This window comes from Enterococcus sp. AZ084 (assembly GCF_051714905.1).
GTDB lineage: Bacteria > Bacillota > Bacilli > Lactobacillales > Enterococcaceae > Enterococcus_B > Enterococcus_B pernyi.
Genome location: NZ_JBIOSS010000001.1, coordinates 1951132 through 1972768, shown reverse-complemented (window position 1 = coordinate 1972768; position 21637 = coordinate 1951132). Strand labels below are relative to the sequence as shown.

At 41.1% G+C, this 21637-nt stretch carries 14 protein-coding genes and 1 pseudogene; all 15 read left to right on the top strand.

What is annotated here, in order from left to right; genetic code table 11:
• Nucleotides 1–489 precede the first annotated feature (489 nt).
• Nucleotides 490–8232, top strand: a complete 7743-nt coding sequence (locus IGI79_RS08985; RefSeq protein ID WP_195475812.1) for an InlB B-repeat-containing protein — start codon at nt 490–492, stop codon at nt 8230–8232.
• Nucleotides 8233–8252: 20 nt separating this feature from the next.
• The gene (locus tag IGI79_RS08980; RefSeq protein WP_010735054.1) at nt 8253–8792 is read left to right on the top strand and encodes a hypothetical protein; all 540 of its coding nucleotides are present in this window, start codon (nt 8253–8255) and stop codon (nt 8790–8792) included.
• Nucleotides 8793–8851: 59 nt separating this feature from the next.
• Complete coding sequence (locus tag IGI79_RS08975; protein WP_195273208.1) at nt 8852–9508, top strand: hypothetical protein; 657 nt, start codon at nt 8852–8854, stop codon at nt 9506–9508.
• 21 nt (nt 9509–9529) lie between these two features.
• The gene (locus tag IGI79_RS08970; RefSeq protein WP_195273207.1) at nt 9530–9907 is read left to right on the top strand and encodes a hypothetical protein; all 378 of its coding nucleotides are present in this window, start codon (nt 9530–9532) and stop codon (nt 9905–9907) included.
• 166 nt (nt 9908–10073) lie between these two features.
• Complete coding sequence (locus IGI79_RS08965; protein ID WP_438845880.1) at nt 10074–11837, top strand: 1-deoxy-D-xylulose-5-phosphate synthase; 1764 nt, start codon at nt 10074–10076, stop codon at nt 11835–11837.
• A 310-nt stretch (nt 11838–12147) separates the two neighbouring features.
• Nucleotides 12148–12930 carry an ABC transporter ATP-binding protein gene (locus tag IGI79_RS08960; protein WP_023519938.1) on the top strand — a complete coding sequence of 261 codons (783 nt, stop codon included), beginning with the start codon at nt 12148–12150 and terminating at the stop codon, nt 12928–12930.
• Complete coding sequence (locus tag IGI79_RS08955) at nt 12927–14612, top strand: ABC transporter permease (RefSeq protein WP_438845879.1); 1686 nt, start codon at nt 12927–12929, stop codon at nt 14610–14612. The genes IGI79_RS08960 and IGI79_RS08955 overlap by 4 nt, the downstream gene beginning before the upstream one ends.
• Nucleotides 14539–15537: an extracellular solute-binding protein gene (locus IGI79_RS08950; protein WP_108146261.1), complete on the top strand. Its 999-nt coding sequence runs from the start codon at nt 14539–14541 to the stop codon at nt 15535–15537. The genes IGI79_RS08955 and IGI79_RS08950 overlap by 74 nt, the downstream gene beginning before the upstream one ends.
• A gap of 10 nt (nt 15538–15547) precedes the next feature.
• Nucleotides 15548–16699, top strand: a complete 1152-nt coding sequence (phnW, locus tag IGI79_RS08945; RefSeq protein ID WP_108146262.1) for a 2-aminoethylphosphonate--pyruvate transaminase — start codon at nt 15548–15550, stop codon at nt 16697–16699.
• A complete protein-coding gene (gene phnX, locus IGI79_RS08940; RefSeq protein WP_108146263.1) occupies nt 16692–17486 on the top strand; it encodes a phosphonoacetaldehyde hydrolase in 795 nt (264 codons plus the stop codon). Before phnW ends, phnX begins: the two co-directional genes overlap by 8 nt.
• A 248-nt stretch (nt 17487–17734) precedes the next feature.
• Nucleotides 17735–18502, top strand: coding sequence for a DeoR/GlpR family DNA-binding transcription regulator (locus IGI79_RS08935; RefSeq protein WP_108146264.1), 768 nt, complete (start codon nt 17735–17737; stop codon nt 18500–18502).
• Nucleotides 18499–19896, top strand: coding sequence for a M24 family metallopeptidase (locus IGI79_RS08930; protein WP_438845878.1), 1398 nt, complete (start codon nt 18499–18501; stop codon nt 19894–19896). Before IGI79_RS08935 ends, IGI79_RS08930 begins: the two co-directional genes overlap by 4 nt.
• A gap of 130 nt (nt 19897–20026) precedes the next feature.
• The gene (locus IGI79_RS08925) at nt 20027–21043 is read left to right on the top strand and encodes a family 20 glycosylhydrolase (RefSeq protein ID WP_438845877.1); all 1017 of its coding nucleotides are present in this window, start codon (nt 20027–20029) and stop codon (nt 21041–21043) included.
• Nucleotides 21044–21305: 262 nt separating this feature from the next.
• The gene (gene rpmG, locus IGI79_RS08920) at nt 21306–21455 is read left to right on the top strand and encodes a 50S ribosomal protein L33 (RefSeq protein ID WP_010735066.1); all 150 of its coding nucleotides are present in this window, start codon (nt 21306–21308) and stop codon (nt 21453–21455) included.
• 35 nt (nt 21456–21490) lie between these two features.
• Nucleotides 21491–21608, top strand: a pseudogene (locus IGI79_RS08915) (putative metal homeostasis protein).
• Nucleotides 21609–21637: the final 29 nt, after the last annotated feature.

Genomic DNA, 21637 nt, shown 5'->3' with positions numbered 1-21637 from the left:
AAAATTTCTTAGGCGCATAGTGTGATATTTTTTTCTAAATAATAAAAAAATAGTTTTTGACTATGGGTGTATGTATTGAAACCAATGACTATTACTATAATTACAGAACTTATAGAAATAAGGCAGTGCTTTATTTTTTTTTGTTCGAAAAAAAATAAAAATAAACAAAGAATAGATTAGTGTTATTATAATCAAAAGATGAAAAAATAATAGTTTTGTTACATCGTTATTTAATATCATAGTTTCATCTGGGTTAAGAAAGGGGGCCAGCTATTCAATTAGTCGAACATATAACTAGCGATATCTAAAAAAGTAGGCATGTTCTATTACAAAGAACAGTTGTTTAGGGAATCAATCGTGCAATAGAAGATACTAAGTAGAAAATGAATCACTATAAATCAGTACATTCCATACATTGAGTATAACTTTCTGCCAAAAAATCAGCAGATTACGTCACGTCAAGTAATACGTGTAGAGTAGGAGGAGGAAATGACTCATTTTTATAAGAAACAAAGTTTACATATTATTGTAATTATCTTGCTGCTTTTCTCGTCATTAGGAAATACTATCAGTGTTATCGCTGAGACGATCAACGAGTCAAGCGTAGAAGAACAGGTAGAAGACGTTGGTGAATCACAGGAAACAATAGAAGAAACATTGGTAGAAGGTGAGGAGCCGACTGAGGACGAGAGCGAACCGGTAGTACCAGAAGTAGTAGGCGATGAGCCTTTACTGGATAGAGAACCAAGAGCGTTACAGGAGATAACTAATCTTGATCATTTTTGGCTAACTCGTTTTTTGAAAGGGAATGCGAGTGGGACTCGCACACAGTTTCCAACAACATTCAGTAATTTCTTTTCAAACGACAGTCGGGCAAGAGTAGTATGGACCGGCAGTAGTCAACTAGGAAATCGAACAGGAAGTCGAATTGAAGGGACAGTTTCGTTACCAAGGCAGTTTATATTTCGTAATGGTAGTGATTATTTAATGGCAGGAGGAAGCATACCGACTTTTCCTTCCATGCCACTCAGGAACGCTTATCAATTTGGCAGTATTGTCTTGCAACATAGTCAAGGGGATTTTACAGCAACCATTCGTGAGCGAACACCTTATCAAATAAAGAATGCTGTTTTATCACCATCCAATACGAATGAAGGAACATTAGCAGATTTTCAAGAATTCATCATTACCATTGAACGAACGAAGGATGCCACGATTACGAGTCAACGTACCAACACAATGACAATTGATACCAGCTGGATATTCAATACATTTTTTGAAATCCCATCTAGTTGGTTTTATGGGTACTATCCTAATTATGTCGCATTTGCCTCTCAAGGAATCCGTGGCAGTTTCACAGAACTACCCTCTCATACATTAGCATTTGCTAGAAATCCATCGCAAGGAGCGAGTGCAAATCCATCGGCGCCTATGACTACACTGGCACAAGGGGCAACAACGACAGTGACCGCTGCGGCTCCAGCGACGGGATATCAATTTGCAGGATTTGATGTGAGTGGTACAGGAAGTTCGATCACGAATGTGAATACAGCCAATCGCACAGGTACGTTTACCATGGGATCACAAAATGCGACCGTTACCGCACGTTATGAGTTGAGTAATCGAACCTTGACTCTGGCACGTTCGCCACAAGCCGGAAGTGCAAGCAATCCAACTGCACCAACGACTACTCTGGTGGTAGGTGCAACGACGACGGTCACCGCAGGGGCACCTTCACCTGGCTATCGTTTAGCGGGATTCAATGTGACAGGTAACAGTACGATCACAAATGTTGATTTAACCAATCGCACAGCCACCTTTACTATGGGAACTGAAAATGCGACAGTCACAGCAGAGTATGCTTCGACGGTCATCCGCAATGCAGAGGATCTTGGAAAATTTTTAAGAAGCGAATTTCCTTATGATTCCAATGAACAGACGTACACGATCGAACCAGAAGCCAATCAGACAATCGATATGTCTGGACAAGGGAACTTTTCAGGGCGTAGTCAATTTTCAGGTAACCTGATCGGAAATGGGACGATCATCAAAAATCTTTCATTGGTGGCGTCAAATGCTTCTCTTGGATTGATCCAAACACTCAACGGCGGCAACGATTCTAGAATCGAAAATCTAACCTTAGCTGGCTTGGTACTCAATAATACACGAACATTGTCTAACTCAGCTGGAATCATCGGTCAAGTTGCTACTGGTACGTCAGTTGCGCTTGAAAATATCACGATTGATGAAAGTAGTCAAATCGCAGCGAATCAACCGAATGGAAGTGCGGGACTGATCGGGAACAATCAGGGGTCAGTAACAATCAAAAACAGTGACATCGCTGGTACTGTGCATTCCAACACTGCCAATGGTTTGATGGGGGGGATCGTTGGACAAAATGAAGGTCAATTGACCATTGAAACGAGTCTCTCACAAGTGGAATTTACCTCAGGGGGATCTTATACACTAAGTATAGGAGGTCTAGTAGGCGTAACCAGTGGATCAGTCACGATCACTGATTCAAGGAGTGAGAGCCATGCAGCCATCAATTCATTGAGCGGAACATATCGAGGTGGATTTATTGGTCGAGTGATTTCTCCGGGAAATGCGACGATCCAACGAAGTGCTAACGTCAGTGATATGCGTGGAAATAATAGTTATGTCGGTGGGTTTATCGGCCAAATGTCTGGAACTGCGAGAATTGAAGAAAGTTACCACAGCGGGCATGTCCAAGGAAGTACGAGCCTTGGAACCGCAGGCTTTGTCGGCTTGACTGAAGGCAGTGGTGCTCTTGACATCATGGATAGTTATAGCATTGGCTCTTCCAATGGTAATGGGGTGATCGGTGTCAATCAACTAGCAAGTAATGTTACGTTGAATCAACTCTTTGTCGCAGGTTTTACTGGGGGGCAACCCATCACTTCAAGTACGTCAGGGATCAATGTGACGAACGTTTATTATGATTCAAGTACCACGAATAAAACAACTACGTCAGGTGTAGGTGAAGCAAAAACAACCTTGGAGATGATCGAATCGACAACCGATATGTTAGGTTTTGGGAATCGTTGGCGGACCGATTTTTCAGTGGCTCAGCGAACGAATAAAACCTATCCTTACCTGAGTTGGCAGACCCAAGACACGCAACCGGTGATGTTTTTTGACAGCATCGATCCAATGGTCGATCGTCAAGTAACAGGTAATCAAGTGTCGGTAACGTTAGATCTACAAAACGAGCCATTGAAACTATTCAATCCATATAGTTCTGGCTTAGCTGGTGAAGCGACAGCAGGAACCTTCACTTTCAATCGTGGATCTATTGCAAGAGTGTCGATTGGTGTCATCAATCAGCAAGGCGTCGTTGGCTTTACTGCCCGACGAATGACGGCGACGAGCGCTCGTAATCCAATCGCTGGTAGTGATCATGATCCAGAGATTGAAAAAAATGATTTTCTTGAAGGTGAAACGACACAAATCAAAGCAGCTGCACCTAACGAAGGCTATCGCTTTGTTGGGTTTAGTGTGACCGGTGCGGGTAGTTCAGTTTCAAACATCGATTTGACCGCACGAACAGCGACAGTCACGATTGGAACTGAAAACACGGTCATCACAGCAGAATACGCCTCAACGATTATCCGTAATGCCGATGATCTTGGAAAGTTTTTACGAAGTGAGTCTCCTTATGATGCAAACGACCAGACTTACACGATCGAACCAGAAACAAATCAAACGATCGACATGTCAGGAGAAGGTGATTTTTCAGGACGTAGTCAATTTTCTGGTCATCTGATCGGAAATGGCACGATCATCAAAAATCTTTCATTAGTAGCTTCCGGTGTTTCTCTTGGATTGATCCAAACGTTAAACGGTGGCAACCTTTCACGAATCGAGAACTTGAAGTTAGAAGGACTACTCGTCAATGATACGAGGACGCAATCTAACGTGGCTGGAATCATCGGTCAAGTAGTAAGCGGTAAGTCAGTTGAGCTTGAAAATATCATGATCGATGAAAACAGTCAAATTGCTGCTAGTCAACCCTATGGGAGTGCCGGATTGATCGGGAACAACCAAGGTTCAGCATCGATCAAAAACAGTGAGGTTTCAGGAACGTTACACTCCAACACAGCTAATGGACTAATGGGTGGACTTGTTGGTAAAAATGACGGTCCATTGATCATTGAGAGTAGTCTTTCTCGAGTTACTTTTACTGGTGGTGGTTCATATACATTAAATATCGGTGGACTAGTGGGTGAAACCAGTAGTGAAGTAACAATCACTGATTCTGTAAGTGAAAGCCAAACAGCAATCAATTCATTGAGCGGAACATATCGAGGTGGAATGATTGGTCGAGTGACCTTCTCAGGGGAGGTCACGATCCAACGAAGTATCAATGCCGGTGATATGCGAGGAAATAACAGTTATGTGGGCGGATTTATCGGAAGGATGTCAGGAACTGCTAACATCGAGGAAAGCTATCACAATGGACATGTCCAAGGAAGTACAAGTCTAGGAACTGCTGCGTTCATTGGTATGACCGAAGGCAGTGGCGCCCTTGGTATCGTGGATAGTTATAGCATTGGCTCATCCAATGGCAATGGTGTGATCGGGATCAATCAATTAACGGATCGAGTGACACTCAGCCAACTATTTGTTGCAGGTTTTACTGGGGGGCAACCCATTACCTCAGATACGATGGGGATCACTGCGACCCATGTGTATTATGATTCCAGTACAACGAACAAATCTACTACGACTGGAGTAGGTGAAGCGAAAACTACGCTAGAGTTGATTGAATCAACAACCACTGCACTAGGTTTCGGGAGTCGTTGGCGAACCGACTTTTCAGTGGCTCAACGTACGAATAAAACCTATCCATACCTGAGTTGGCAGACCCAAAATACGCAACCATCTATGTTTTTTGATAGCATCGATCCAATGGTCGATCGTCAAGTGACGGGCAACCAAGTAACGGTAACGTTGGATTTGAAAAATGAGCCATTGCGATTATTTAATCCATACAGCTCGGGGTTAGCCACTGAAGCCACAGAAGGAAGCTTTGTTTTCAATCGCGGCAATGTCGCAAACGTATCAATTGGGGTCATCAATCAGCAAGGAGTTGTTGGCTTTACCGCACGGCGAATGAGTTTGACACTGGCCCGTGATCCCTTGGCAGGGAGTGCAGCTGATCCAAACGCTGACCAAACGAATTTTATCGAAGGGGAAACAACAACGATTCAGGCGGCTGAAGCAAATACAGGGTATCGTTTTGTTGGATTTAGCGTGACGGGCACAGGAAGTACCGTGACAAATGTTGATCAAAAAAATCGAACAGCTACTTTCACGATGGGGACAGAAGATGCAACAGTGACAGCAAATTATGTGCAAACGGTCATTCGTACAGCAGAAGATCTAAGTCGCTTTTTGAATCGTCAAGCACCTTTTGATCAAGACGATGAAAACTATTCGATTGAACCAGAAGATGGGATAGCAATCGATATGGCAAATGCAGGTACCTTTTCTGGCAGACAAGTATACGGAGCGAAATTGATCGGTAATCATGCGGTCATCAAGAATTTGACATTGACTAGTGGAGAAATAGACTTAGCCTTTATTCGCTCAGTCGGGAATGCTTCTTTACGAATTGAGAATCTAACATTTGAAAACTTGAGGGTGACGAATACTAGAGGACAGTCATATACCAACTATACAGCAGGGGTGATTGCTCAAATTGGTACAGGAAATATGGTTGAACTTGAGAATATCCAGATGGATAGTAACAGTAGCATTGTTTCAAACCAGTCAAATGGAAGCGGAGCTTTTGTTGGAACCAACAATGGACAACTAACGATTACGAATAGCCAAGTATCAAGTAATCTTCACTCGAATACTTCGAACGGTCTATTAGGGGGTCTCGTCGGTCGCACGACGGGCGTGCTTAACATGAGTCACTCTAGTTCAAAAGTGAATTTTACTGGTGGTAATAATTATACCTTGAATCTAGGCGGGCTGGTCGGTGAAGTATCTGGTACAGTAACGATCACCGATACACAGAGTGAAACTCGCTCGACAGTGAATTCTTCAACTGCTAGCTACCGTGGAGGGTTGATTGGCTATGTGACAGAAAATGGTCAAGTGCAGATTGAGCGAAGTATCAATTCGAGTGATCTCCGAAGTGGAAATAGTTCTATTGGTGGATTCATAGGTGTCATGTTAGGGAATGTCACCATCAATGAGAGTTATCACAGTGGCTATATCCTTGGAAATGTTGCAACTGGCACTGGTGGTTTCATTGGCAGGATTGAAGGAAATGGTCGCTTAACATTGACGGATAATTATAGTGTTGGCTCAACAAATGGGCATGGAGTGATCGGAACAATCGATTCGACTGCTACCGCTCAACTTACGAATTTATTCGTCGCAGGATTTACTGCTGGAGAACCAATTTCGAATACTACCACAGGAATCACAGCAAGCAATGTTTATTTTGATTCAAGCACGACAAGAAAAACAACGACAAATGGTGTGGGTGAAGCACGTAGTACTACAGGATTGATCGATAGAACGATAACTGAACTTGGGTTTGGTGAAAAGTGGTTCACAGGTTTTGCTTTGGGGAGCAATGCCAATCGAACTTATCCGTACTTGAGGTGGCAGACGAATGGGGCACAAACAGCCGAGTTCTTCCACTCGATCCAACCAGAAGTAGATACAGCTGTCTCAACCAACCAAGTAACAGTAACTTTAGATCTTGCAGGACAACCTGTTCGCTTATTCAATCCATATCAAGCGGACTTGGCAGGAGAGATCACATCAGGTACATTCCAGATCAATCGGAATAATGCCGAACGCTTTTCAATCGGGGTCATCAATGAACAAGGCGTCATTGGTTTTACTGGTATCGGAAATTATACAGATATCCAGCCAAAGAACCAAGTTTTGAACTATGGATATGGAGAAACGGATTATCAGGCAAAAGACTTTGTCACAGTCTTCAAAGATCAAACTGAAACAGAGGATTATGATGCACGTTTTGTAAGTTTCCCTGATTCACTAAATGGTCAAGCTGCACGTGTAGAGGTTTCAAAAAATGGCACAGTATTAGCTACAATCGATGTTCCTGTCACTTATCAGTTTGGTCATTCGCTAAATGTAAGAGGCATTAGTTTTCAAGGAACAGACCTACGAGCAGCAACTTTAAGCTTGAACAGTGATCAGACACAAATTGTTGCGACCTATAATAGTGCATTAGCTGGAACTTCGGTTCATTCCTATTTTGGAGATGATATGTACTATCAAATCAGGCACTATAACCAAGCAACTGTTTCTAGTGGTCCAATGAATGCACAAACACCAGATTTCGATTTTTCTGTAAATGGCAATCAAAGGTTAGATACATTGAATGGTTTCGGAACAAATCGAAGACTATCAGTTGCGAAAGGCGATATCGTGGAAATTTTCCATGCAGAAGCTAATGGCAGACTGGACAACTTCCAAGATAATGCGGTGCAGCCAAGGATATCGGATAATCGAAGTCATTATCAAATCACTGCGAAGGGGTTTGAACGAATAAACATCGATCGTTTAAATCCAAGGGAACAAAAAACAGTGTTAGGAATGTCTCGTGAAGATATGGATCGTCAAGTTGGGCGATATTTAGATGTCAGTCAATATCCAACCTTGAAAATTGAAGGTTTTACTCAATATCCTGATACATCAAAAGAAGGAGCGACGATTGGCAAGATCGTTGTCAGCGAGTCATTGGTTAATGGCGAAACAGCCACATGGGAATATACCGTTCCTTTTGTGGTGGAAAGTGATCCAGCGATCCATGTAACGTTACCGGTTCGGATGGCTTTTGATGTCTTAGACGATCAAGTGACTAGTGATGATTACCAGGTGGTCAATCATTCGACAACGACAGAACTGACAGTTTCCTTCCATACCAAAAACGATGTGGAATTAGCAAGTACTTCAGATATTGTCTTTTTAGATTCATCAGAACAAGAGACGACGAGCGAATCGATGTTTTTATATTTACAACGAATCGGTGCGGCACCATCTGACAAGCCGTTAGTTGGACAAGCAAGTACTTTTGCTGGTACCCAATGGGCGGAATCAGTGCCGTCAGATTCCCGAATGTCGCTTGGTTTTACAGGAAAATATTTTGGTGATACCACACAAAATAATAAAGTAACAGGCAAGTTAAATTTACACCTTGCTGCGAAGATAAATTGAACACACACAAGAAGGTGAACATGATCACACAGGAAACACAGAAAATAACTGAAAAAAATGAACAACAAAAGAAAAAAAGATTACTGGCGCTTCTTTTATTATTGCTTGCGTTCGTTGCGATTGGTTGGTATTGGTATGTCAATATCCAACCAACGCAGATTTTGTCGGACGATTTCCCGGAAATCAAACATGCGGAAAAAATGACAGGCGACCAATTGAAAAAATATGCCAATCAAGCGGTAGACGACAGTAATGTAACTATCAATGTGTATCCAGAAGTCAGTGTCAATGCGGATGGGAAAACGGGCAATATCTGGATCCAAAACTTGCCGACCAATCGCTATGGGCAACAAGCCATATTGTCTATGAAGGATTCTAAAGAAACATTATATGAAACAGGCTTATTGGAACCTGGATATGAAGTAACCGAATTGACATTAGCAAAAGAGTTGACGACAGGCACGCATCCAGGAGTAGTGGAATTAGAGTTTTATGATTTAGAAAATAAAAAGCTTATGGGTAAAACGACGGTTGACGTGACCATCAATGTCAATCAATAAAGAGGGAATAAAGCAATCATGCTTTAGGATATAAAGACATAAATAAAGGAGAAAACAAAATGAAAGCAAAAAATATTCTAGCAACAGGTTTGATGTTCGGCACGATTTTAGCAGCAGGGGCAAGTGTTCAAGCTGATATTGTCATCAACGGAGATGATCAAACGATCGATAATTCATTAGGTGGATCGATCGATAAGACTGCAGATGTGGCGATCGATGGAACTTTAGGTTTTGATAACACAGATCCGGAGGCACCAGAACCAGAAAATCCAGATAAATGGTTGAATGTGACGTTACCTTTAAAAGCGGTCTTCTTCACTGAACCAGAAGACTATAAGACAATTCTAGGTGGAGAGCATACGATTACCAATCATTCAGGTCGTCCAGTAAAAATCACTCTAGGAAATTACGCAGTTTCATCTGGTGATATCTCAGCAATCGATCGGTTAACATTGGTTGGTAGTTTAGGAGACAGCAATCTTTTGATTGAAAATGGTTTGGTGAATTCAAACTTATCAGGCAATTTGATGACCTTAGCTTCACCGAATGCACGTCCTGGTGATTTAACAGGAGCAAGCACAGCGACGTTTACTTTTGAAGGAGATGTTGATACTGATGTTCTTGATTTTCCAACGGATAAAGGATCAATCTCAATTGCAAGTACGTTGACATTGAATATTGAAGCGCTAGATGAAGCTGGAGATCCTTATCCATAGTTCAAATTGTGAGGTGATTGGATGAAACAAAAAAAACAAACAATTCTTTGTTTGTTCATGGCTTTAAGTCTATTGATCGTTGGATTGCCACAAACGCACATAGAAGCTAGTTCTAATACCATTGAAGTCACTGGAGAACTAGAGTTTGATTCAAATGCGACACAAGAAACAAGTCCCACAAAGCCGAACACCGATGATCCGAAAGAATCAGTGACACCAAGCGCACCGCCTAAAAAGAACGTTTTACCACCATTGGGAGAACAAATACAAATATTGTACGTTTTGACAGGTGTGATTTTGATTTTGATCGTTCTTGTTAGTTATCAAATTATTCGTGACAAGCGACGAAATCCAAAAAAAATGGGTAAAATCATTGTGAACTATTCATCGAAGAAATAAATAAAAAGCCGTAGATTGAAGGATCTACGGCTTTTTTAATGAAAAAAATAGCTTTATAACAGCACGTTCAACATTTTCGCAAATTAGAATTATTTGTTAAAAAAATCACTTGACTTAGAGTTCGGTTCAAGGTGTATGATTAAGCAGAAATAAAGGAGGGAAATTCATGTTATTAAAACAAATAAAAGGTCCTCAAGATCTAAAGCAATTGAAGCAAGAAGAGCTTCAACAAGTGGTAGAGGAAGCACGTGCCGCGTTATTGCAAAAAATCAGCCAATATGGTGGACATAATGGCCCCAATCTAGGCGTTGTTGAAATGACGGTAGCGCTACATTATGTGTTCGATTCACCAAAAGATCAATTTGTTTTTGATGTCTCACACCAAACCTATGTGCATAAAATGTTGACAGGAAGAGCGCAAGCGTTTTTGGACCAAGCGCATTACCAGGAAGTCTCAGGTTACACGAACCCATTAGAAAGTGAACATGATCTCTTTACGATCGGACATACATCGACTTCATTGTCTTTAGCAAATGGTCTAGCTAAGGCGAGAGATTTAAAAAACGAAAAAAATAATGTCGTTGCAGTGATTGGCGATGGGTCGTTGTCGGGAGGTTTAGCCTATGAAGGTTTGAATAATATTTCTGAACTAGGCACCAATACGATCATTATCGTCAATGATAATGACCAGTCGATCGCAGAAAATCATGGAGGACTTTACAAAAATCTCAAAGAGCTAAGGGAAACGAATGGTCAGGCGACGAACAATTTCTTTAAAGCATTAGGACTTGATTATCGCTATCTTGACGCAGGTAATGATTTAGCTGCTTTGATCGAGTTATTCGAAGAAGTAAAAGATCAAGAAGAGCCAGTTGTGTTGCATATCCATACCGTCAAAGGAAAAGGCTTCTCCTTTGCAGAAGAAAATCGCGAAAAATTCCATGCGGGTGGACCGTTTAGTCTCGAAACGGGTGAGTATCTGCGATCGAAAGGAGCAGAAACCTATAGCAGCCTAACCACAGACTTCTTATTGCGCAAAATGTCGGAAGATCCAACAGTTGTGGCAGTAAATGCAGGCACACCAATGATTTTATTTTCACCGGAACAACGTCAACAAGTCGGCGCACAATTTGTTGATGTAGGGATTGCCGAAGAACATGCGGCGACGATGACTGCTGGTTTAGCTAAAGGCGGAGTAAAACCTGTATGGGCAGTCCATTCACCATTTTTACAAAGAAGTTATGATCAAATTTCTCATGACTTAGCGTTGAATCGTTTATCAGGTACGATCCTCGTGACACTTGCTTCTGTAAACGGAATGAATGATGAAAGTCATTTAGGGATCTTTGATATTCCATTTTTAAGTCATATCCCAAATCTAGTCTACTTAGCCCCAACTACGAAAGAAGAATACTTAGCGATGCTTGAATGGTCGATCGATCAAACGGATCGATTAGTGGCAATCCGCGTACCAGTCGGCCCAATCACTTCTTCTGGTGAAGTAGATCGAACAGATTACAGTCAGTTATATAAGAACAAAGTCATCCAAAAAGGCGAAAAAGTAGCAATCATGGGTGTAGGTAATTTTTATGGTTTGGCAGAAGAAGTCGCTGTTGAATTGAAGAAACATCTCCAACTAACTGCGACGGTGATCAATCCAGCTTACATTTCAGGTTTAGATACTGAATTACTGGATGAACTTAAAGAAACGCACGATATAGTTGTAACACTTGAAGATGGTATCTTGGAAGGTGGGTACGGTCAAATGGTCGCTGGCTATTTAGGGGATGCAGCGATTCGTGTACAAACTTACGGTTTAGATAAAGCTTTTCATGATCGCTATGAAGCATCGGAACTATTAGCGGAAAATGGGCTGACAGTAGAGAATATCGTGAAAAATATTAAAGAAACGCTTGTCGAGCAACGATAATCAAGTCGAAGAAGTGCTTATTTATGGAGAGCGCTTTGGACCGAAGCGAGCTTACACTTGAACCAAATTTACATCAAATAGATAAATAAAATGATCTAGTAAGTAATCACTGAAACAGTGGTCTGCTTTCAATGCTGAGGATAGCGCATTGAAGCAAGCCACTGTTTTTTTATAGAAATACTTATCTGAAAATGATTAGAAAATTTACACAAAAAATATATATTCCTACAAATAATTTACTTAAAGTTAATCAGAAGTAAAAAGTGATTTTCTACAATTAGCAGTATAGAAAGAACAAAGGAGTGAACGCATGTTAAAGCTAGATGGTATTAGTAAGACGTTTAATCATCATGAAGTGTTAAAAGAAATCAATGTATCGATCGCTAAAGGTGAGATCGTTTCGATACTCGGTGCCTCGGGTTCAGGAAAAACAACTTTATTGAATATCATCCTTGGATTGGAGCAACCAACAAATGGTCAACTACTTTATGATGGCGAAGATATCACAAAACAGGTCATGGAAAAACGACCATTTAATATTGTCTTTCAGGACTATGCTTTATTCCCTAACCTAAGTGCCTATGAAAACTTGGTGTACGGGTTGCGAAAACAAAAAAATATCACTTCTAAAGAAGAATTGCAAGAATTGATCGATCTATTGGATTTGAATGATCATTTGGATAAACGCATCCACCAACTATCTGGCGGGCAAAAACAACGGGTGGCATTAGGTCGGACTCTGGTGATGAAACCCCAAGTATTGTTACTAGATGAGCCCTTAAGTGCATTGGACGGTGTCATCAAAGAATCGATCAAAGAACGTATCCAATTGATTGCTAAAAAACTGAACTTAACGACGATCATCGTCACGCATGATCCAGAAGAGGCATTGACCCTTTCTGATAAAATCATGGTTTTGAAAGATGGTCGAATCGCACAATACAGTACACCAAAAGAAATCGTGACGAATACGATGGAACCCTTTGTACAGGCATTTATTGTCGATCAGCTAAAAATCAAACGACGTAATATTGAACGGATCTTTACTCAAGCAACCGGCGTAGTTCATGAAAAAGTGGTTCGCTTCTCATGAGAAAGATGAAAATAGAAGCATTACTGCCAGCGTTCATCTTGTTTGGTTTTGTCCTCGTATTGTTTTATCCCTTAGCGAATGTTTTGAAAGAAGCGTTGACTGTTGAAGGCGGCTTTTCCTTTGAGTTGTTCAGGGAACTAGCAAGGAACTTCGATTGGCTAAATGCGTTAAGTAATAGTTTGCTCATTGCTGGGCTCACAGCACTTTTTGCCACCTTTCTTGGCTTTTGGTTTGCTTACGGGATGCACTTTACGAATCTACCCAAGGGGTTCAAATGGGTGATTGAGAAATGCTTTATGTTGCCAATGTTATTACCGACCATCACATACGGGTTTGTGTTGATCTATTCTTTGGGCCGTCAAGGATTGTGGACACGTCTAGTCGGTCAAGAGTTGTTTTCGATCTATGGAAAATCAGGTGTGATCTTAGGGTTACTGATCTATACGATCCCAGTGACTTTCTTGTTGATGAATGACGCCATGAATTATTTGGATAAACGCTATTTGACGGTATCCAGATTGATGGGAGACGGATTTTTTAGAGGATTGAAAATCACGATCCTGCAACCGTTGGGCAAAACATTTGGTGTTGCTTTCGTCCAAGCCTTTTTCATGGGGTTTACTGATTTTGGTATACCTGTAGCGGTAGGTGGTCGAGAACCCTTTATCACGACTTTATTGTATGAGTATTTTATGGGGTCGATTCCAGACTTTAATCGCGGAGCCGTCATTGCACTGATCATGTTAGTTCCTTCGATCATTAGTGTTCTGTTTTTGCGTAAGATCCAAAAAAATGATCATGCAACCCCCGGGACAAATACGTCAGTAAAAAGCAACCCTGTCAGAGATTTTTTCTTTGGTGTAGGACTGACAGTTGGTGGCCTGTTTATTGTCGGAGTCTTCCTCGTGATGTTCCTTCTTCCTTTTGTCGAAGGGTGGCCCTTTGATATGACTTTTACCACACGCCATATCGAAGCGTTCCTACAAACGTCTGATTTAAGAAGAACGTTGAATACAGGGATTTTCGTTGCCCTATGGACGGCGCTGTTTGGAACAGTAATTGCTTATTTGGCAGCAATTTTCACCGCTAGATCCACAAAACAAAGCGTGATCACAAAAACGATCGATAGTCTCGCTTCTGTCACGAACTCGATTCCAGGTATGGTTTTAGGGATTGCCTATTTGCTGGTGTTTAGCGGAACAACTCTTCAAAGTACGATCAGTATTTTGGTGATTGCCAACATGGTGCATTATTTTGCAACCCCTTATCAGTTAGCGAAAAGTGCCTTATTAAAAATGAATCCCAACTGGGAAAACACAGCGAAGATGATGGGGGATAGTTGGCTTGATACAGTGGTTCGCATCATTCTTCCAAATTCAAAGCGGACGATCGTGGAAATGGCTTGTTACTATTTTACAAATTCGATGGTTACGATCAGTGCAGTGGTGTTTTTGACAAGTGCCCGAACGATGGTGATCACGACCAAAATCAAAGAATTACAACATTTCGGCAGATTCACTGAGATCTTTATCCTATCCATCTTATTATTGTTGATCAATTTAACCGCAAGAATACTTGCGCAATCTATCATGAGGAGATTTGAAGCAAATGAAAAAATTAGTCAAAAAAGGGTTCATTTATCTGTCCTTCGCCAGCGCTTTAGGAATTTTAGGGGCGTGTAGTACGTCAAACGCAAGTGAGAATGCCAACGGTAACGAAGAGAAAGTCATCATCTACACGAATGCAGATGAAGAGCCGGTTCAAATCATCAAAGATGTTCTTGATTCGAATGGATTTGAAAACCAATACTTGCTACAATCCTTCGGCACTTCGGAATTGAGCGGAAAACTTTGGGCGGAAGGCACAGATATTGAAGCGGATCTAGTGACCATGAGTACGTTCTATTTGGATGGTGTCCAAGAAAATGAACCGATATTCAAAGAATTGGCATTAGAAGTCCAACCAATCGATGATCTGCCAAATTACCAAGCACCGATGACGACACAAGAAGGGGTCATTTTCTACAATACTCAAGCAATGGAAGAAGCAGACTTGCCTGTACCGACAAGTTTAGCTGATTTAGCTGATCCAATCTATGAAGGGCAACTAGCGATTTCTGATATCAACCATTCCTCAACAGCTTGGTTATTGTTCCAAGGATTGATTGATCAATATGGAGAGACAAAAGCACAAGCGATTTTAGCCGATATTTATGACAATGCAGGCGACCATATTGAAGCGTCTGGTTCGGGTCCGTTGAAAAAAGTCCGCGTCGGTGAAGTGGCGTTGGGTTTTGGGTTACGTCATCAAGCAATCAAAGATAAAAAAGAAGGATTGCCGATCGATTTTGTGGAACCAAGTGAAGGAACATATGCTTTAACAGAATCACTCGCGGTGATCGATAAAGGTGAAGCGACGAATCCTTTAGCCGAAGAAATGTTGAATGTGATCCTTAAAGAAGGTCGGGCAGATTTATTACAATTCTACCCAAGTAAACTTTATGAAACAGATGATCTAGCGGGGGTTGAAACCGCTAAAAATCAAAAAGTTTTCCCGGAAGCATTAACCCCAGATCTGCTAAAAAAACATGCCAGTCTAGTTGAATAGGAGAAAGAAAATGAGTGGAAAAACAAAGGTGATCGAACATTATGAAAAAGAAATCAATCACAGTAAAATCAATTATAAATTACTGACACCAGGTCCTCTGACCACGAGTCGTACAGTGAAAGAAGCAATGCTTGTCGATCATTGTACATGGGATGATGATTTTAAAGTCATCACTCAGGCGATTCGACAACGATTGCTTGATCTTGCTGGTGTCTCCAATGAAGCTTATACAGCTGTGTTGATGCAAGGAAGTGGCAGCTTTGCAGTTGAATCTGTGTTAAGTTCAGTTGTTGGCGCGACCGATCGTTTACTGATCTGTACAAATGGTGCTTATGGCGAACGGATGGTGCAAATGGCTCAATACCATGGCATTGATCATGTGATTTATCAAGTGGCTGAAAATGAAACACCACAAGCTGAAAAAATCGAGGAACTATTAGCGTTGCATCCTGGTATTACTGCACTTGCAATGATCCACAGTGAAACGACTTCTGGTATTTTGAATCCTTTAGAAGAGATTTCAGCAGTGACAAAGAAACACAAATTATGTTTTATCGTCGATGCGATGTCAAGCTTTGGCGGCATCCCGATCCCTGTTGGAGAGTTAGGAATCGATTTTCTAGTTTCAAGTGCAAATAAATGTATCCAAGGAGTACCTGGATTTGGCTTTGTGATTTGTCAAAAAGAGCTACTAAAAAAAAGTGCCGGACAAGCACGCACGTTGAGCATGGATCTGTATGATCAATTTCGTGTGATGGATGTAGACGGGAAATGGCGTTTCACTTCACCAACCCATACTGTTCTCGCATTTTGGCAAGCGCTAGAAGAGTTGGCGGAAGAAGGTGGTATCGATGCTCGCTATGACAGATATCAGATGAACAATGAGCGTTTGCGTGAACGAATGGCAGAAATTGGGTTTGAAGCCTATGTTAGTGAGAATCAGGGACCTTTCATCACGTCATTCAAATATCCTGAGAATATCCAATTCGAATTCCAAGCATTTTATGACTATTTAAAAGCGCATGGCTATGCGATCTATCCTGGGAAAATCAGTGATACTGATTGCTTCCGGATTGGGAATATTGGTGAAATCTATCTGGAAGATATCGAAAAAGTAGCTGGGTTGATCCAGCAATATATGGAGGAACGAAAAAATGATTAATGTGGTCATCTTAGATTGGGCAGGAACAGCAGTCGATTTTGGTTGTATGGCACCGGTGGCGGCGTTTCGCGAAGCATTCAAACATCAAGGGATCACTGTGACTGAACGAGAAATCAGAGAGCCGATGGGAATGAAAAAAATCGAGCATATCCAAATGATGCTAGAAATGCCTCGTATTGCTGAAAGTTGGTTAGAAACTCACGGACGTCAGCCTGAAACTACTGATATCGAGGCAATCTATGAAACATTTGAAGAAGTATTGTTCCAGCAATTGGCAAATCATGCAGAAGTGAAACCGGGTGTACTTGACACCGTCGCAACTTTACGTAAGCGAGGAACCAAAATCGGCAGTACGACTGGTTATACGAGTGAAATGATGGCAATCGTTGTTGCGAAGGCGAAAGAACAAGGGTATCAGCCAGATCACATCGTCACGCCAGATGAAGTAGACGGCAAAGGGCGTCCCTCTCCAGAGATGTTATTAACGAACTTGAATTATTTTAAACAGGAAAATAGACAAGAAGTGTTAAAACTAGGAGATACGATCTCTGATATACTCGAAGGGAAGAATGCGGGAGTTCTTTCTGTGGGCGTAATTGAAGGAAGTTCACAAGCTGGTTATTCCTTTGACACGTATCAGCAATTGACGGCTGCTGAAAAAGAAAAACTTTTTGCACGGGTGCGGCAAGAATTTTTAGAAGCTGGCGCAGATCATGTGATCGATCGGTTTTCTGATTTGCCAAGACTCATTGAAACAATTGAAGAGAAGCAAGCTGTTATGAATTGAATCAATCAACCATCAAGAGGTCGAGACCGAAATGTTTAGCCTTGAAAAATAAGGCGCTAGCCGCGAAAATTGTTCTTCCAATTTTTGTGGCTGGCGCCTTATTTTTTTCGAAGAGGTTACTTCTGTTCCTGCCATCTATTCGGTTTTAGGTGGTAAAGAATTAGTGGCCCACTTATTTTACGAAAAAAACAGCAGAATATTGCAAAACAATGCAAAATAGCGTATCTTAGATGAAAGGAGTGAGCGTCATGTTGAAGGAAGAACGCATCCAACGTATTAAAACAATGATTGATCAAGAAAAAAGTGCTTCGATCGAAGATTTAGCAGATCGCTTAGATGTATCTAAAGATACGATTCGTCGGGACTTGATCCAGTTAGCAAAACAGCGCCAAATCAAACGGACCCATGGCGGTGCTTTAGCGATTCAAAAAGAAGCAACGATCTTTGATTATGAGCAACGATCAACGATCCTAAATGATGTGAAAAAACAAATGGCTGAGCAGGCGCTTGAAATAATGGCAGATCCTTCCTCGATCATCTTTGATTCTTCGACTACAGTGGAAGCGGTGATTAGAGAACTACCGGACAAAAAAATCCATGCGGTCACCAATTCTTTATCTCACGCTTTATTACTAGCTAATCATCCGAAAACAGTTATTTCCTTATTACCCGGTAGATTACACAAAGAACAGTTGTTTTTATTTGGAACGGAAACAGTGGAACAGTTGAAAAATTATCAAGCAGACTACACACTACTTGGAGTATTTGCGTTGACAAGCGAAGGACTGTTCATCCATACAGAGGAAGAAGGCTTAGTGAAACGTCAGATGATCCAACAAGGACGCAGGGTGATCGCGCTAGCGGATCATACAAAACTAGATAAAACTGGTTTTTATAAAGTCTGCGACTTATCAGCGATTGATTATTTGATCACGGATCAAAAGCCTCCAAAAGCATTAGCCAAGGCACTGACTGAGAACCATGTAGAACTCATAGAAGCGAGGAAGAATGAATGAAAAAAGAAAACATCCAGTTAACAACTATACCAAAACCAGCGATTTTTCCAGATGTTCCCCCTGTCTTTTTGACAGAGGACACAATCACCGAACGGATCAACAAAACGATCGAACGCATGAAAGACGAAGCGATAGATCTGTTGGTGATATATGCAGATAAAGAGCATGGTGGTAATTTTGAATATTTTACAGGCTTTATCCCGCGATTTGAAGAAGGATTATTGGTGTTAGATCAATCGGGCAAATTCACGATGATCCTTGGGAATGAGAATCTAAAAATGAATGCCCATGCGCGGATCACTGCGGATTTGATCCATTATCCAGCATTTTCGTTGCCGAATCAACCAATGGACCATGAACAAAACCTGTCAGCTATTTTTGCATCATTAAAGGTGGCGGATAGAAAGAAAATCGGGTTAGTCGGTTGGAAGTTGTTTACGTCTATGACACAAAACAATCGCCAATTGTTCGATGTACCATTCTTTATCGTAGATGCGCTAAAACAAGCAATCACTGCGGAAACTGCTATCGTCAATGGCACTCATCTATTGATTGGTGAGGAAGGGGCGCGTGTCACGAACAATGCAAATGAAATCGCACACTACGAATATGGGGCAAATCTTGCTTCGTCTTGCATGCTACGTGCATTAGATGCCATTGAGCTTGGTGTGAAAGAATCCGAGATCGGAGAGTTGTTGCACGGACAAGGACAAGCGAATACAGTGATCACGATTGCTGCAACTGGACGCCGTTTTGAATTTGCGAATCTTTATCCGACAGCAAAAACGATCCAATTTGGTGATCCGCTGTCATTGACGACAGGCTTCAAAGGTGGCTTATCCAGTCGTACAGGATTTGTGATCGAAGAAGAAGCTCAACTGCCAGTAGAACAAGCTGATTATCTGGATCGAGTAGCAAAACCTTATTATGCAGCTATCGTCAGCTGGCTAGAAGCTATCCATATCGGAATGAAAGGGGCTGATCTCTATCAATTGATTGAAACAGTCTTGCCGCAAGCGACCTATCACTGGCATTTGAATCCAGGACACTTGACGGCGGATGAAGAATGGTTAGCCTCGCCCATTTATTCTGATTCGCAAGAAATCATCAAGAGTGGCATGATCTTCCAGTTAGATATTATTCCTTCTGTATCAGGATATACTGGAGTAAGTGCAGAAGAATGTGTGGCACTAGCAGATGAAGGATTAAGAAATGAACTGAAGGAGCAATATCCAGACATGTGGGAGCGGATCGTTAGACGTAAGCAATATTTAACGGACGTCTTGAAGATTCATTTAAGTGAAGAATTGCTGCCTTTATCAAACACTGTCGGTTATCTCCGTCCGTTCTTTTTAGCCAAAGAAAAGGCATTTTGTGTAGATTCAGTTGAATAAGCAACCTCCCTTCTTAACGATCGAGTAATCTGGTTGAGAGGGGATTTTTTTATTTAAGTGCAAAAGAGTATTCTCGTTGGGCCTCCTTTATTGTATAATATGTAAACGATTTCTTTTTGTGGAGGTAAAGATGAAAAAGGTTTTATTGATTGATAATGGACGTAAATATTTTTCGAAAGAACAATTGATCCAGAGCATAAAAAAAGCAAGTCAATGTCGATACACGGCGATTTCTTTTGCGCTGGGAAATAACGGATTACGTTTTTTACTGGATGACATGACGCTGACTGTCAAAGGAAAAACTTATTCCAGTCAATCAGTCAAAGAAGCATTGATTGCAGGAACAAAACAGTACTATGATGATCCTAATGGTACTTATTTGACGGAAACAGAAATGACAGAGTTAGCTAGTGTGGCTAAGGCAGAAAACATGGAAGTGATCCCGCTTATCAATACCCCTGGCCATATGGACGCGATTCTAACAGGAATGCAACAATTAGGCATCGAACACCCTTGTTATCAAACGTCGATTCGAACACTTGATTTGGATAATCAAGAAGCGGTCGCTTTCACCAAAGCACTACTTGAAAAATATGTGAGCTACTTCTCAACGATCACTAATTCTTTCAATATAGGTTGCGATGAATTTGCCAATGATTTAACTGATGGCGGGTGGCGAGGACTCCAGCAGTCTGGGAAGTATCGCGATTTTGTCACTTATACCAATCAATTGGCTGAACTGGTCAAAACCTATGGGATGATTCCGATCGTATTTAACGACGGCATCTACTACGAGGAAAAAGAACAATTTGGTCGATTCGATCAAGACTTAGTGATTGCCTATTGGACAGCGGGGTGGGACAACTATCACGTCAGTTCTGCCGAATTTTTACTTGATCAAGGGCATCAACTGGTGAATACGAACGATCACTGGTATTGGGTCATCGGTCGAAAAACAAGCGAACAAGGACATTACTCCTTTGATACAGCAAAAAACGCACTAGCGACAATTTCGACATCCACTGTAGTCAGCAATACCGAATTACCAGTGATGGGTAGTATGGTCGGTGTTTGGGCAGATGAGCCACAAGCAGAGTTTGTACTAGCCGATCTGTTTGAACTACTAGTAACAACTGTAAAACAATAGTCAAAACAAAAAAACTGTCATTCGATGGCGCACGTAGTTGCCCGTTGAAAATCAGTTTTTTTGTTATTTTTAATTGTTTAAAATGAGTGGCCATTCATTTGAAGGTATTTTCATTCGTTTTTTTATTGACAGTAATTCGCTACTAGCGTATATTATATTTTATAAATCGTAATCATTACTATTTGAAACTTGAGTGGTTTGATCGAAGCTGAAAATAGGGCAACGATTGAATGACTAAAAAAGAGTGAGAGAAGGAGAAAACATGCGCCAAAACATTACATTAGAATGCAAAGAAACGGGTGAGCGAATCTATCTGACGAGTAAAAACAAAAGAAATACACCGGAACGATTAACGTTAAAGAAATATTCGCCAAAGTTAAGAAAGAAAATGCTATTTACAGAAGTAAAATAAGGTGAAATGAATGTTCTAGAAAATGGGGGGATAAAATGGAGAAGCAAGACCTTTCAAGCGCATATAGACGATTGAAAAGCCCGAATATCAAAAACACGAAAACGTGCGCTCAAACTCATCCAACAATCAAAAAGATCGAAGAATAAACACTAATAGTAGTAATATCAATGGTTTCAATATAA

What these genes read in the sequence shown, in the direction of transcription:
- IGI79_RS08985 (WP_195475812.1), top strand. Translation starts at nt 490, where the DNA reads ATGACTCATTTTTATAAGAAACAAAGTTTACATATTATTGTAATTATC.
- IGI79_RS08980 (WP_010735054.1), top strand. Translation starts at nt 8,253, where the DNA reads ATGATCACACAGGAAACACAGAAAATAACTGAAAAAAATGAACAACAA.
- IGI79_RS08975 (WP_195273208.1), top strand. Translation starts at nt 8,852, where the DNA reads ATGAAAGCAAAAAATATTCTAGCAACAGGTTTGATGTTCGGCACGATT.
- IGI79_RS08970 (WP_195273207.1), top strand. Translation starts at nt 9,530, where the DNA reads ATGAAACAAAAAAAACAAACAATTCTTTGTTTGTTCATGGCTTTAAGT.
- IGI79_RS08965 (WP_438845880.1), top strand. Translation starts at nt 10,074, where the DNA reads ATGTTATTAAAACAAATAAAAGGTCCTCAAGATCTAAAGCAATTGAAG.
- IGI79_RS08960 (WP_023519938.1), top strand. Translation starts at nt 12,148, where the DNA reads ATGTTAAAGCTAGATGGTATTAGTAAGACGTTTAATCATCATGAAGTG.
- IGI79_RS08955 (WP_438845879.1), top strand. Translation starts at nt 12,927, where the DNA reads ATGAGAAAGATGAAAATAGAAGCATTACTGCCAGCGTTCATCTTGTTT.
- IGI79_RS08950 (WP_108146261.1), top strand. Translation starts at nt 14,539, where the DNA reads ATGAAAAAATTAGTCAAAAAAGGGTTCATTTATCTGTCCTTCGCCAGC.
- phnW (WP_108146262.1), top strand. Translation starts at nt 15,548, where the DNA reads ATGAGTGGAAAAACAAAGGTGATCGAACATTATGAAAAAGAAATCAAT.
- phnX (WP_108146263.1), top strand. Translation starts at nt 16,692, where the DNA reads ATGATTAATGTGGTCATCTTAGATTGGGCAGGAACAGCAGTCGATTTT.
- IGI79_RS08935 (WP_108146264.1), top strand. Translation starts at nt 17,735, where the DNA reads ATGTTGAAGGAAGAACGCATCCAACGTATTAAAACAATGATTGATCAA.
- IGI79_RS08930 (WP_438845878.1), top strand. Translation starts at nt 18,499, where the DNA reads ATGAAAAAAGAAAACATCCAGTTAACAACTATACCAAAACCAGCGATT.
- IGI79_RS08925 (WP_438845877.1), top strand. Translation starts at nt 20,027, where the DNA reads ATGAAAAAGGTTTTATTGATTGATAATGGACGTAAATATTTTTCGAAA.
- rpmG (WP_010735066.1), top strand. Translation starts at nt 21,306, where the DNA reads ATGCGCCAAAACATTACATTAGAATGCAAAGAAACGGGTGAGCGAATC.